We start from the raw sequence: 12,134 nt of genomic DNA on the forward strand, positions 1-12,134 counted from the left end.
CCCCCCTATTTCCAAGAAAGCCCAACGAGTTCTGCAAAGGATGCAGGAATTTGGATACCATCTTTCGTTGCCCATTTGTCCTCTGTCAGATGGAAAACAGATAGTTGTTCATCTCTACGCAGATTAGAGGCAATTTCTGAAATAAGCAGATGATCCCCTCCGATGCATATCGTATCAATCGAGTGCTTTCCATTTTGTAAATTATATTGATAGAAAGATTGTAATCGGGCTATTTCTTTTTCAATAGTTGCTAAGTGGTCTCGAAAAATCACTTCATCTCCGTCCACCGTCATATATTGAAAACCTGTCCGTGTTTCAAACGCAGAAAAAGTTTCAAAAGGTCGTAAACTCATCGTACGTACATATACTGGCTGATGATTATGAAACATACTTAGCTGTATGACATCGTATTCCAAATGGATAAGTAATACATGCGAATTAGAATCAATCGCATTCATCTCTGCAAATAGACGATACAAACATAGAAAGGGAACATCAATAATGACTGGTCTTAATCGACATTGCGTTAAAATAGATTCAATCGATGTCACATTTTTTTCAGGAACCGCAAGTGCAATTACATCCACTTTTTCTTCCGTACGATGATTCCCAACAATTTCGATAATAGGATCAGCAAACGGTAAATGAAAGGATTCCCCAAGCTCCAAATACAAATATCCTTTCCATTCATTTTCTGGAACAGAAAGTGGAATGCTCGTAGAACGTAATAATAAATCATGATGCGAGAAAGAGAAAAACGTAGGCATTCCTTGCAATTTATGTTTTTTGACAATACCAGTTAATTGTTGAATCAGTCGCTTCTCATTAACGATTTCTCCCGACTGAATCGTCCCTTCTTCGATCACTTGTTGAATATACTTTGTATACGTATGCTTGCGTCCGCCTACTAAAATGCGGATATAGCGCTGTGTATATGTTATAAAAACAGCAGGTTGTGACTTCCAGTATGTAAACATCTTGCTCCCTGCCTTTCTAGTAATAACTTATATATAAGTATAATAGCCCTGTGCACGGATGCATAGGGCTATTTGGATAATTTTACTCTATTAAATTATTTATTTACTTGAGTTCTACCATCTTTATTAAGAAGCTCTTCTTTAATTGGAGAGTTTTTAAAAACAGCCTGGTTATCTGCACCCACCAAGTTAATAAAATATTCAATATTTGAAGTTCCTTTAGTAAAACTTACTGTACTAGCATCATTATAAGTTGAAGTTGAATAAGGGTCCTTGGGAACAGCTTCCAAATAACCTTTTTCCACTAATTTTCTTAGTGTAATAGTTTTAGTACTTAGTATATCTGGATCATTTGAAGCAACTGCTAATTTGCCAGCACTGATGATAAGTTGCGCATTGGAAACATGTGCATCCTTTTTTGTATTATCTATAATATTACTGATAGCCGGTACTGCAATCGCCGCAATAATTCCCAAAATAACAACTACTGCTAAAAGTTCGATTAGCGTTAAACCTTTTTCATTTTTAATTGTTTTTAACCATTTTTTCATTGTTTTCTCCCCTTAATACAAATTTGATTTTTGCATGGGTGGGTGCACTACTTGCTCCTAATTGTCTAAGTGCCCAGATTTCCGACAACTGATCATCACATCTCATACTACTTTCTCTTATAATATCGGTTAAATCTACTAAAATTTCAAGTATAATTTTTCGTTAATTTTAATATATTTTATTGAACTTCCGTGAAAATTGAGAACATAGGGATCATAATAGATGCAACAATTCCCCCTATGACCACAGCTAGGAATAAAATCATCGCAGGTTCAATCAATGATTTTAAACGTTCCGCAGCTGTATCCACTTCTTGTTCGTAAAAATCAGCAACTTTAGCAAGCATAAAATCGAGTGTCCCCGATTTTTCTCCAAGCACAATCATTTGTGATACAAATGATGGAATTGCCCAATGTCCGGTCATAGGAGCTGCTAAGGAATTGCCTTCTTGAACACTTTTGCTAGATTTCTCTATAATCTCTTCCAATACAGCATTTTGAACAACTTTCCCTACGACCATTAAAGAATGTGTTACTGGAACACTCGCTGCATATAAACTACTAAGCGTTCTCGTCATTCTCGCTAATGTCGATTTTTGAATAACTGGACCAAAAATCGGAAGTCTTAATAAAAAACTATGAAAATAGAATCGATATGGATCCCGTTTCACTAAGATTCTTCCACCCACAATGATTAACAAGAGCAATAGTAAAATGACCCACCACCAAGATTGAAACACTTCACTTAAATCTAATAAAAACTGCGTAATAAAAGGTAATTCTGCTCCAAATGAAGTAAACATTCCCGCAAATCTTGGAACAATAAAGCCAATCATAAAAATGACAACTGCAATTGCGACTACACCAAGAACAGCCGGATACATCATGGCAGAAGTCACTTTCTGTTTTGTTTCGTTTTGCTTTTCATAATAGATTGCCAACTGATCTAAAATCTCATCAAATTGTCCACCAGCCTCCCCCGCTTTTAACATATTTGTAAAAAGAACCGGAAACACTTGAGGATGTTGTTCCGCTGCAACAGAAAAAGGATGACCCTCTCGTAAATCTTCTTCAATCTCTGCAAGTACTTGCTTCAATCGCTTTTGAGAAGTCTGTTCTTTTAGAATAGAAGTTGCATCTAATATCGTTATACCCGCTTTTATGAGAGTTGAAAACTGTCTTATAAAAATAACTAAATCTTTGAAGGGAACTTTCCCGCTACCTATGTTTAATTCTTGATATAAAAAACCAGTTTTTATCTTTATTTCACGTGCTGCAATGCCTTTTTTTCGAAGCTTTATTTTAGCATCTTCCGCCGTTGCCGCTCTCATGACACCAGATGCTATTTCCCCTTTACGATCTCTACCACTATATTGAAAATATGCCATTAGACGATCTTCTCCGCAAAATAAGGCTCCAGCTGTTCTAGTGATACAAGTTTTTCATTTACGAGTCGCTCCAATTCACTTTCCATCGTTTGCATGCCGAGTGATCTACTCGACTGCATAACCGAATGGATTTGATGAATTTTTTCATTTCGAATTAGGTTTCTTACTGCTGGTACATTTAATAAAATTTCAAATGCTCCTATACGACCTTTTCCATCCATCGATTGGAAAAGTCTTTGCGAAATTACCGCTTGTAATACGGAAGCTAGTTGAACCCGAACTTGCGGCTGTTGACTAGGCGGAAATACATCTATAATTCGATCAATCGTCATCGATGCACTTGTTGTATGAAGCGTCGCCAAAACTAGATGCCCTGTTTCTGCAGCGGTGATAGCAGTAGAAATCGTCTCTAAATCGCGCATCTCACCCACTAAGATTACATCCGGATCTTGTCTGAGGGATGCACGTAAACCGGATGCAAACGTTTTTGTATCAAATCCAACTTCCCGCTGATTAATAATACAAGTGCCATGCGAATGTAAATACTCGATAGGATCTTCCAGCGTAATAATATGTTTTTTTACTGTATGGTTCATTTCTTGGATCATCGAAGCAAGTGTCGTCGATTTGCCAGATCCAGTTGGTCCCGTAACGAGTACAAGACCTTGTGGTTTTTTTGAAATATCATGCAAAATATTTGGTAAGTGCAAGTCATCAAAACTTGGTACTTTTGTTGGTATGACACGAAAAGCAAGGCTTACACAATTTCGTTGGTGATAGGCATTTACACGAAAGCGAGAAATTCCAGGTAGACTATAAGAGAAATCCAAGTCTCCTTGTTCCATAAATGTATCCCATAATTGTGGAGCGATGACTACTTTTGCCATTCCTTCCGTATCGTCAGGTTTCAATACATCTTGTCCAAACTTTTTTAACTCCCCATGTAATCGCATCATAGGAGGCATGCCTACTGTTAAATGTAAATCAGACGTTCCAAGCTCAAACGAAGCTTGCAATAACTGATGCAATTTTTCTTTCATAAGGTGCTCTTCCTTTCCTAACTAATCGGTTTTTGCGACACGTAACACTTCTTCTACCGTCGTAAGCCCGGCTTTCACTTTTAGCAATCCATCATCTAATAAAGGAATCATACCATTTTTCATCGCTGCACGTTTCACTTCATTCATACTGCGATTATTAAATAATAGCTCCCTTATATCATTATCTACAACGAAAATTTCATGAATTGATAATCGACCTTTAAAGCCTGTCTCGTTACAAACTTTGCAGCCCTTACCTTTATATAGTTTATCTATTTTGATAAAACGTCTATCAAATAATTGTTGCTCAATCGTAGAAGGTACATACTCCTCTTTACAAGATTCACAAATACGACGAACTAGTCGTTGAGAAACCGCTCCATTCAATGCAGAAATAACGAGATAAGGCTCAATATTCATATCTAATAATCTAGGTATTGTACTTATTGCATCATTTGTATGTAATGTACTCAACACAAGATGGCCTGTCAAAGCGGCACGGATCGCAATCTCCGCCGTTTCTTCATCTCGAATTTCCCCAACCATTACGATGTTAGGGTCTTGTCTTAAAATAGCACGTAGCCCACTCGCAAACGTCAGATGGATTTGAGGGTTTACTTGAACTTGATTGACCCCTTCCATTTGGTACTCTACTGGATCTTCAATCGTTATAATATTGACGGATTCTTGATTTAAATGTTGAAGTGCAGAATAAAGTGTCGTCGTTTTCCCTGACCCAGTTGGTCCCGTTAGCAATACGATGCCTGAAGGCTTTTCAATTAATTCAATAAATGTTTGCACATAGCGTTTATTAAAACCAAGCTGATATACCGGCTTCACTGCATTTGCTAAATCTAGTAAACGAATAACGACTTTTTCCCCGTATACTGTCGGCAAGATGGAAATACGCATATCAATCGTTTGTTTACCTTGCGTTAATCGGACACGCCCGTCTTGTGGTAAACGAGATTCTGTAATATTCAAGTTTGCCATAATTTTTATACGTGCAACTAGTGACGGAAATTCATTCATTTGCAATACCCTATCAGTGGATAGCATACCATCTACACGATAACGAACTAACACTTTATCTTCATGAGCATCAATATGTATATCACTCGCTTGCATTTGTATACCACGGGATAATATTTGGTTCACAAGTCGAATGGCAGGTGCCTCATCTTCATTTGCGCCTTCTTGCGATAAGTTTTCACTTAAAGCTATGGATGCAGCTTCTTTCGTGAGTTTATCGATTGTTTCTAAAATGTCTTTTCTCGCAGAAATGACTGGTTGAACGGTAAAACCTGTCATCAATTCAATATCATCAATAACGACATAATCTAGTGGATCTGCCATTGCGACTTTAATAATGTCCTCATCTTTTTCAATTGGCAATGCAAAGTTCTGTCGAGAAAAGTCAGCACCCACTAATTGAATAAGTTTCGTATCAATCGGAAATAGGTTTAACGCAACGTGCGCAATCCCTAATTGAAATTCTAATACTTCGATAAGCTGTCGATCCGTGAGATACCCACGCTCAACTAATGCATCACCTAATCGCTGACCAGGAGCTTTTTTCTGCAATGTAGTTTGAAGTTGTTCTGGAGTGATGATAGATGCTTCCACTAATAAGTCTCCGAGTCTTTTACGAGTTGGCATGATTTCACGCTCCTTTATTTAAAATTAATTGTGATTATTTTTTCCTGCATTGCTAAAGCATCTTTTATTTTATATTCACCATCAACTGTCATAAATACTCGGTAATTAATGAGAATACTAGTAGCATTAAGTTTAATTATATAACCTGCTTCATATTTGTATAACTCATCATTTTTTACATCTAACTCATAACAGTGCTCACCGATGAATTCATTGGTATCTTCAGACACGACTTTACTATTGGCTGGAAAATAGATCTCCATTACACGTTGAAATTCTTTTTTAAATTCTTCCGGATATTCTCTTTGATAAGTATCTTTATATGCTTTATTATAAGCAGCATTCCTTTCACTGCTTGAAGCACTTGGAGGCAAGCGATTTGAAGCCGCATCACCTTCTAATTTTGCTATTTTATCTGCTTCTAATTCCGCTACTTTTTTGGAATTTTCTTCTGCTGTGACTATAGCCTTTTCTGAATACAAAACACCCATGTCACCCAACTTTTCCAACTGCAATTCTCTTTCTACTATCTGAAATTGTGTAGAACTGGACATAATTCTTGAAATAATGGGAGGGGTCATAATTGCTATTATTATTATTATTAGTAAGACTATTATAAGTGCATATCCTCTAGAATTATTAATATAAATTTTCATCCTATTCATTCTCCAAATTCAAATAGCTATATAGCTCAGTTATTGGTTTTTCATTAGAATTTTGCGGATTCTCCGGATTTTTCGTATAAATTTCGACAAAAAATAATTGAAGGTTTAAATTATTTGTAGAGTCTTCTCCTATTATTGCATAATAAGTTTTACCGTTTATATCCTCCAACTTCTTAATTTCTCTGTTTATTATTTTCGTTCCTAATCCCTTTCTTTCTACCATCACTTTTTCCGCTAAATTTATTGCTGTTAATTTATCTTCTGTTATTCTAGAATGAGAGGTAGCTTGAGAAAAAAAACTCAAAAAACCTACAATAACAATCATTAAAATAACGACAGTCGCTAAAATCTCTATTAATGTTAATCCTTTTTGATTTAATATTTTCATAAAGTAAACCTCTTTTATCTTAGAAAGTGTGGTGCTACAAAAAATGAGAAAGTACATAACGAAACAATGTGGAGTTACGCTACTTGAATTATTAGCTACAATTGCAATTTCGGGTATATTTATTACTATCATTTTTTCTGTTGTTACCTCAACCTTCAGTCAAAATGAGAAAACACTTTCTCATGTCAATTTACGACAAGAAGCTAATCTCATTATTACAGAAATGAGGAATAAACATCAAGGTGTGGTCAATTATTCTTTATGTAAAAGTGATTTACTCCCAAATAATTTAATGGAGTTTGAGTATTTTAGTTTATTCGAAAGATTAACCGATTGTAACAACGACATAGACCCAAAACTAAATATGCCAGTTAAATTTACACTTACTGATAAAGAAAACAATCGCTTTGAAATAAATACTGTTATTGAGGGCACTAAAGGGGTCGTTGTAAATAACCCTATTGAAGTAGTAATTCCACCTGTAAAAGTAGATCCTCCCCTTCCAGAACTAGAACCAGAACCAGAACCAGAACCAGAACCAGAACCAGAACCAGCCTACAGTTTCTATGACTTTCTATTAAAAGAAAACGTCTTTATTTATGGTTCTAAATATAATTTCTCCGGAAACAGTACAAATGGGGCAAACGGAAAAATGATTATTTTAGGAAATATTAATAGCTCCGATCTAAACGGAGGTGCAATGAGTAATGTTTCCAACCTAGAAGTAAAAGGTTCAATTTTTCTAGATGGAGGAAGCGCTGGTTTAGGATCTAAAATTTCTCCAGGAACCATTATAGTACAAGGTTCTTTCACTGCTTGGAGCGGAACTCGTCAAATTTATGGCGATATCTTTGTAAATGGTGATTTTAGAGTAAAAGATGCTGAAATCTTTGGTAATGTTTATGTAGATGGTAATGTTGAGATTGGTTGGACTCCGAGTTTATCTAAAAATTCATATGTATATTATACTGGGACAATTAAATTTCCAAATAATATGTCCCAAAGCATTCTAGATAAGTTTATTAAAGTTGAATCTGTTCCTAAAAAGACCGTTACAGAAACGGTGAAACCAAATTTAAAACCACAAGAATGGTTTTTGAAAAATGGCTACACTACTTCATTAAAGGATCAAACGAACAATAAGATTTTTGTTAAAGATTTTAATTTTCAATGGAATGGCTGGCAACCCTCAGAAAAAGTTTTTAATAACCTTATTGTCGTTAGTGAAGGAGATATTTCATTAACCAACGTATGGAACCAAACGGTTACTGGAGTTCTATACGCTCCAAATGGCAAAGTTACATTTAATGGTACCAAGTTTGAAGGAATAATAATTTCAAAAAATGGCGTCTTTGTTACAAGTGGGGGCACATTAGTAAACCTAAAAAAACATTTCTGAGTTCTTTCCTACTAAAGAAAGTGCACCATTTAATTAAAAAAGAAGTCAACTTAGGTTTTAAGTAGACCTAAGTTGACTTTTTTCATTTTCCCACATACCCATCACCAAACTCCGGATCCACTTCCTCATAACCCTTATCTTCCGTCACCCTAGTAGGTGGAGTCACAGTAGAACCATTCCCTGCTGCATTAGTCCCTTCACTCGAATCTAATAAATTCTCATTGAATTTATACCAAACTTCATGAATCGGTAAATAGGAATCTAACGAAACATCATATGTTTTCCAAGGGGAGTCATTCAATAATACAACTCTCTTTATCATTGCTTGAGTCCCATTTTTACCTGGAACTTTCCTTTCTTGCTGATCTAGCTCAATAGGTCGAATAATTACCCGTGGAGTAAGCTCCTTTTGTTCATCGATTGTGGCCAACACTTCTATTGGTGTAGATTTACCATATATAGAAAGGCTCAGCTTATTTTCTTCCATTGTGGATTGAATCGAAATAGGATGTCCAAATTGATTTTTCAAAACTAAATTATGATTTCCGTCAATATATGCTTCGAAACCGATTTCTCTTCCATACTGATTGTCCGTTGTTACATGTCGCTCCACTATAGAGAGTGGGCTATTTAACGCTACTTTATATAAAAGCGAGGATAGTTCATTTTGAAATTGTGCATTGTATAAACCATCTGTATCCGCTTGGAAAAGTTCATTCAGTGAAAAAGTTTGATCTGTTTCCAGCTGTATAATTCCATGTTTTTGGATCCAACTGGATACACCAAAGGATGATGCATTTAATCCGATCGATTCTCTAGAAAGTTCTCGTTTATCCATATTTGTTTCAAGAAAGTAGTCTGTCACATGTATTGGATTGGATAACGATTGTAATATAGATGCTTGTTCCACTATATAACTTTCTAATCGATTCTCATCGATTAAATCTATGTATTCATCTAATCCAAGCTTTGCAAAACTTGTCTCCCAATTTGCTTCATTTAACTTTGCAAACAGGCGATTGCGCTCACCTGACTTAGCTTGTTGGATAGATTCCTCTACTAAAAAATCTATAATATCTCCAGTGAAGGTACTTTCTTCGAAAATAAACTGAAGCGAAGTATTTTGTTCCAGTGCCCATAAATTAGTCTTTTGTGCTACTAATTGAGTTGCTTGTTCTTTCGATAAACCATCAATTGCAATAGGACCAATCCATGTGTCCTTTTCAAAATAACGAGAATCACTTTCCCCATTTGTGAAGGCATTCGCCACTTTATAAATACCAAATGTCAAAACAATTAATAGTACACTTGTTATTGTCATAAGTAGTATAAATTGAAGACTATTCTTTTGTTCCATTTACATCACTCCGTTGCTTTTTGAAATAAATAGAAGACAAATCTTCAAATTCTGGATCTATCTCTTTTTTCCCTGGTTCAACATAGGTTATTGGTATTTCTACGTCTGATAAAGAAGTTTTTTCTAATTCCTCTTCATCGTTAAACATTGCTGTTTGTTCTTCTTGCTTTTCATTTTCAAACAACGCATCTAGCCTGCGTGATAACCATTCGTCTGATAATTCCTCTGTATCATCTAATAGAAGTGGTGTTGGTTTCTCTTCAACTATTTTTTCAATTGTTTCATGTGGATAATCCATATTTGTTGATGCTACTTCATTTAAAAAATTATTGTATTCAAATTCTGGAGTGATCAGCTCCTCAGTTCTAACTTTCTCTATTGGTGGGATAACTAAATCTAATCCCTCTACTTCTATTACTTTTTCATTTAGCGATTCAATAATCGGATCAATTTTAGGTTCAACTTCTGGTTGTATTTCTTTGTTTAAAATATTTGTTTCCGACAATATAGGAGCGGACTTTATGTACAATGGACTCTTCTCTTCATTAAATATAGTTCTTGCATTCGGATTTTCCATTTGTTTGATGATTTTATGGAAACTTCTAGTTGGGACTGGTTCTAGTTGTTTTTTGTTGATGAACCACTCACGCTTTTTCCCTACTAAAATAGCAGTAGATAAAAGAATTCCGATGAAAAATAATATACCTAGCCAAATAGACAATGTTTGCGTAGTTACGTAGGAAAATAAAAGAGCTAATCCCGAAATACCTACCCCAATTATTAGAGGTTTTTTCTCATAAGATATTGGCACTAGTAGTATGAGTAACGTGACAATGATTAGACTGGCTATGAATGAAATAATAAATAGCATAAAATCCCCCTTTACATGTCTTATTATACATGGAAAGTATTCAATACGAAAAATAATAATAAAAGTACCAATTAGAAATATATCTAATTGGTACTGATTTACTGTATTAAATTATTTAACATACTCGGCAACTCGATTTCTACCTGCTTGCTTTGCACCAGTATACAACGCCCGATCGGCATTTCGTAGAAGCGACATTCCTTCATCACTATCATCAGGTGCAGTGGAAACACCAATACTTGCCGTTATAAAAATGACTTTCTCGCTGGCGGCTAGGTCTAAATCAGAATGGACGATAAAAGGAGTCTGTTCGATTTTTCGACGAAGTTGTTCTGCGATATGAAGCGCTTCCGTTTTCGTATAATTCGGGAGCAAGACGATAAATTCTTCTCCCCCATATCGTGCAACGGTTCCGCTACTTCCAATTTCTCTATTAATAACTTGGGCAAACTCTTGCAAAATAAGATTCCCACTATGATGGCCAAAAGTATCATTGACTTCCTTGAATTTATCAATATCCATCATAATTAATGATAAGGAATTATACAGACCGAGCGATAATTTTTCCATATCTGATTCTAATTGTTTATCTAAATATCGATAATTATATAATTTCGTTAATTCACAGCGTTCGCTTTTAGCGACTGCCTCTCTTACATATTTCGCTTTTTCCACCGAAACAGCAAAATAAGAACAGAGTAAGTGAACAATTTTAAGTTGATAAGCTTCAAACGAATATTTATTTCGGGATGCCAATACTAAAACGCCTTCTATTTTTTGGTTTCTGTAAATAGGTACACTCATGACACTTTGCATTTCTACACTCAAAAATGGAGGTTTTATATGTATCCATTCGCTTTGCTTATTGTATAGAGTTGGTACTCCCTTTTCATAGTCGATTCCTGCTAAGCTCCTTGCAAGCTCCTCATGCTGAAAGTATAGGTCTTTGTTTTCTCCATCTTCAATTGCACGTAAAATCTGGAAACTCCCGTGTATATCATCGACAATATAAGCAGCATCCATCGGAAACATATTGGCAATTCTCTCGATGAACATATCGATAATCTCTCTGCCTGTCATCCGTTCAGCCAATTCATGTCCGAATTCACTAGCTTTGTTTAAATCACTATTCACTTTTTCCGAATCACTATACAGTCTTATTAATAAGGTGATCAGTATAAAGGGTACTCCAAGTAACCAAAAAGCACTCGTTCCAACATAACTTTGAAGAAAATATAAACTTAATCCAAATGGCAAAGTCATGAGTAATCCTATAAGGTCCCACCCAAAATCTCTAGTAAAAAATTTAGGCTTTTGACCGGTAAATACATCTCTAAAATATAAAAATAGGTGATTGAATAGAACGTATAAAGTCGCATAAATAGAACCAAATATTAATACATCCTTTATTACTAATGAGCCTAATTCATATCCAATAAAGTGAACAAATGCTCCACATATGACAGATACTAAAAAAAACATAAAGGAACTATAAACAATTCGGTGTGCATTCTCTCGATTTGTTTTCATGTGATAAGCTATTGGTATTAAACATAATTGCATGACTAATAACTCCGCAAGTATGCCATAATTCAAATAGATTGCTATCATAACCCATTGCACTAAAAACATCGTAGTTCCTGAAATAAAAAATGGAAAAATGGTCGTAAGCAGTGCCAAAACGATTAAAAATGACAATGTGCCCCACTCGATTTGCCGAATCGGTGCGTATTGATAAGCCAAATATGTACCAAGAGGCACTACCAATAGCCATAATATATAAATATTTTTTTTCGCTTTATCCGAAATATTCATAGAACTATTTTCCACCTCGTTAGT

The 12,134-nt window shown here is 35.3% G+C and carries 11 protein-coding genes; 1 reads left to right on the plus strand and 10 read right to left on the minus strand.

The features are described from left to right. Window positions 1-5: 5 nt before the first annotated feature. The 7 genes from pilM to ACIQYS_RS00755 form a co-directional block, all read right to left on the minus strand. Entirely contained in the window at window positions 6-977 is a 972-nt protein-coding gene (gene pilM, locus ACIQYS_RS00725; protein ID WP_402973359.1) for a type IV pilus biogenesis protein PilM, read from the minus strand. A 95-nt stretch (window positions 978-1,072) separates the two neighbouring features. Further along, the gene (locus ACIQYS_RS00730) at window positions 1,073-1,528 is read right to left on the minus strand and encodes a prepilin-type N-terminal cleavage/methylation domain-containing protein (RefSeq protein WP_402973362.1); all 456 of its coding nucleotides are present in this window, start codon (window positions 1,526-1,528) and stop codon (window positions 1,073-1,075) included. Between the two features lie 179 nt (window positions 1,529-1,707). Beyond that, window positions 1,708-2,916 carry a type II secretion system F family protein gene (locus ACIQYS_RS00735; protein ID WP_402973365.1) on the minus strand — a complete coding sequence of 403 codons (1,209 nt, stop codon included), beginning with the start codon at window positions 2,914-2,916 and terminating at the stop codon, window positions 1,708-1,710. Continuing rightward, entirely contained in the window at window positions 2,916-3,956 is a 1,041-nt protein-coding gene (locus tag ACIQYS_RS00740) for a type IV pilus twitching motility protein PilT (RefSeq protein ID WP_402973368.1), read from the minus strand. Before ACIQYS_RS00740 ends, ACIQYS_RS00735 begins: the two co-directional genes overlap by 1 nt. A 21-nt stretch (window positions 3,957-3,977) precedes the next feature. Further along, window positions 3,978-5,615: a GspE/PulE family protein gene (locus tag ACIQYS_RS00745; RefSeq protein WP_402973371.1), complete on the minus strand. Its 1,638-nt coding sequence runs from the start codon at window positions 5,613-5,615 to the stop codon at window positions 3,978-3,980. Window positions 5,616-5,629: 14 nt separating this feature from the next. Further along, window positions 5,630-6,271, minus strand: a complete 642-nt coding sequence (locus tag ACIQYS_RS00750) for a hypothetical protein (protein WP_402973373.1) — start codon at window positions 6,269-6,271, stop codon at window positions 5,630-5,632. Window position 6,272: 1 nt separating this feature from the next. Further along, window positions 6,273-6,668 (minus strand): type IV pilus modification PilV family protein, encoded by a 396-nt coding sequence (locus ACIQYS_RS00755; protein ID WP_402973375.1) that lies wholly within the window; start codon window positions 6,666-6,668, stop codon window positions 6,273-6,275. A gap of 43 nt (window positions 6,669-6,711) precedes the next feature. Between ACIQYS_RS00755 and ACIQYS_RS00760 the strand changes: the two genes are divergently transcribed. Continuing rightward, window positions 6,712-8,067: a PulJ/GspJ family protein gene (locus tag ACIQYS_RS00760; protein ID WP_402973378.1), complete on the plus strand. Its 1,356-nt coding sequence runs from the start codon at window positions 6,712-6,714 to the stop codon at window positions 8,065-8,067. Between the two features lie 82 nt (window positions 8,068-8,149). Here ACIQYS_RS00760 and ACIQYS_RS00765 read toward each other — a convergent pair whose 3' ends face one another. The 3 genes from ACIQYS_RS00765 to ACIQYS_RS00775 all read right to left on the minus strand — a co-directional run bounded on the left by ACIQYS_RS00765 (window position 8,150) and on the right by ACIQYS_RS00775 (window position 12,110). Continuing rightward, on the minus strand, window positions 8,150-9,424 hold the full coding sequence (locus tag ACIQYS_RS00765) for a VanW family protein (protein ID WP_402973380.1): 1,275 nt from the start codon (window positions 9,422-9,424) through the stop codon (window positions 8,150-8,152). Then, window positions 9,408-10,295, minus strand: a complete 888-nt coding sequence (locus ACIQYS_RS00770) for a hypothetical protein (protein ID WP_402973383.1) — start codon at window positions 10,293-10,295, stop codon at window positions 9,408-9,410. The genes ACIQYS_RS00765 and ACIQYS_RS00770 overlap by 17 nt, the downstream gene beginning before the upstream one ends. 111 nt (window positions 10,296-10,406) lie before the next feature. Continuing rightward, window positions 10,407-12,110, minus strand: coding sequence for a sensor domain-containing diguanylate cyclase (locus ACIQYS_RS00775; protein ID WP_402973386.1), 1,704 nt, complete (start codon window positions 12,108-12,110; stop codon window positions 10,407-10,409). Between the last annotated feature and the right edge of the window lie 24 nt (window positions 12,111-12,134).

This window comes from Psychrobacillus sp. NPDC096426 (assembly GCF_044762745.1).
Taxonomy (GTDB): domain Bacteria; phylum Bacillota; class Bacilli; order Bacillales_A; family Planococcaceae; genus Psychrobacillus.

What these genes read in the sequence shown, in the direction of transcription:
- ACIQYS_RS00760 (WP_402973378.1), top strand. Translation starts at nt 6,712, where the DNA reads ATGAGAAAGTACATAACGAAACAATGTGGAGTTACGCTACTTGAATTA.
- ACIQYS_RS00745 (WP_402973371.1), bottom strand. Translation starts at nt 5,615, where the DNA reads ATGCCAACTCGTAAAAGACTCGGAGACTTATTAGTGGAAGCATCTATC.
- pilM (WP_402973359.1), bottom strand. Translation starts at nt 977, where the DNA reads ATGTTTACATACTGGAAGTCACAACCTGCTGTTTTTATAACATATACA.
- ACIQYS_RS00770 (WP_402973383.1), bottom strand. Translation starts at nt 10,295, where the DNA reads ATGCTATTTATTATTTCATTCATAGCCAGTCTAATCATTGTCACGTTA.
- ACIQYS_RS00765 (WP_402973380.1), bottom strand. Translation starts at nt 9,424, where the DNA reads ATGGAACAAAAGAATAGTCTTCAATTTATACTACTTATGACAATAACA.
- ACIQYS_RS00735 (WP_402973365.1), bottom strand. Translation starts at nt 2,916, where the DNA reads ATGGCATATTTTCAATATAGTGGTAGAGATCGTAAAGGGGAAATAGCA.
- ACIQYS_RS00755 (WP_402973375.1), bottom strand. Translation starts at nt 6,668, where the DNA reads ATGAAAATATTAAATCAAAAAGGATTAACATTAATAGAGATTTTAGCG.
- ACIQYS_RS00750 (WP_402973373.1), bottom strand. Translation starts at nt 6,271, where the DNA reads ATGAAAATTTATATTAATAATTCTAGAGGATATGCACTTATAATAGTC.
- ACIQYS_RS00775 (WP_402973386.1), bottom strand. Translation starts at nt 12,110, where the DNA reads ATGAATATTTCGGATAAAGCGAAAAAAAATATTTATATATTATGGCTA.
- ACIQYS_RS00730 (WP_402973362.1), bottom strand. Translation starts at nt 1,528, where the DNA reads ATGAAAAAATGGTTAAAAACAATTAAAAATGAAAAAGGTTTAACGCTA.
- ACIQYS_RS00740 (WP_402973368.1), bottom strand. Translation starts at nt 3,956, where the DNA reads ATGAAAGAAAAATTGCATCAGTTATTGCAAGCTTCGTTTGAGCTTGGA.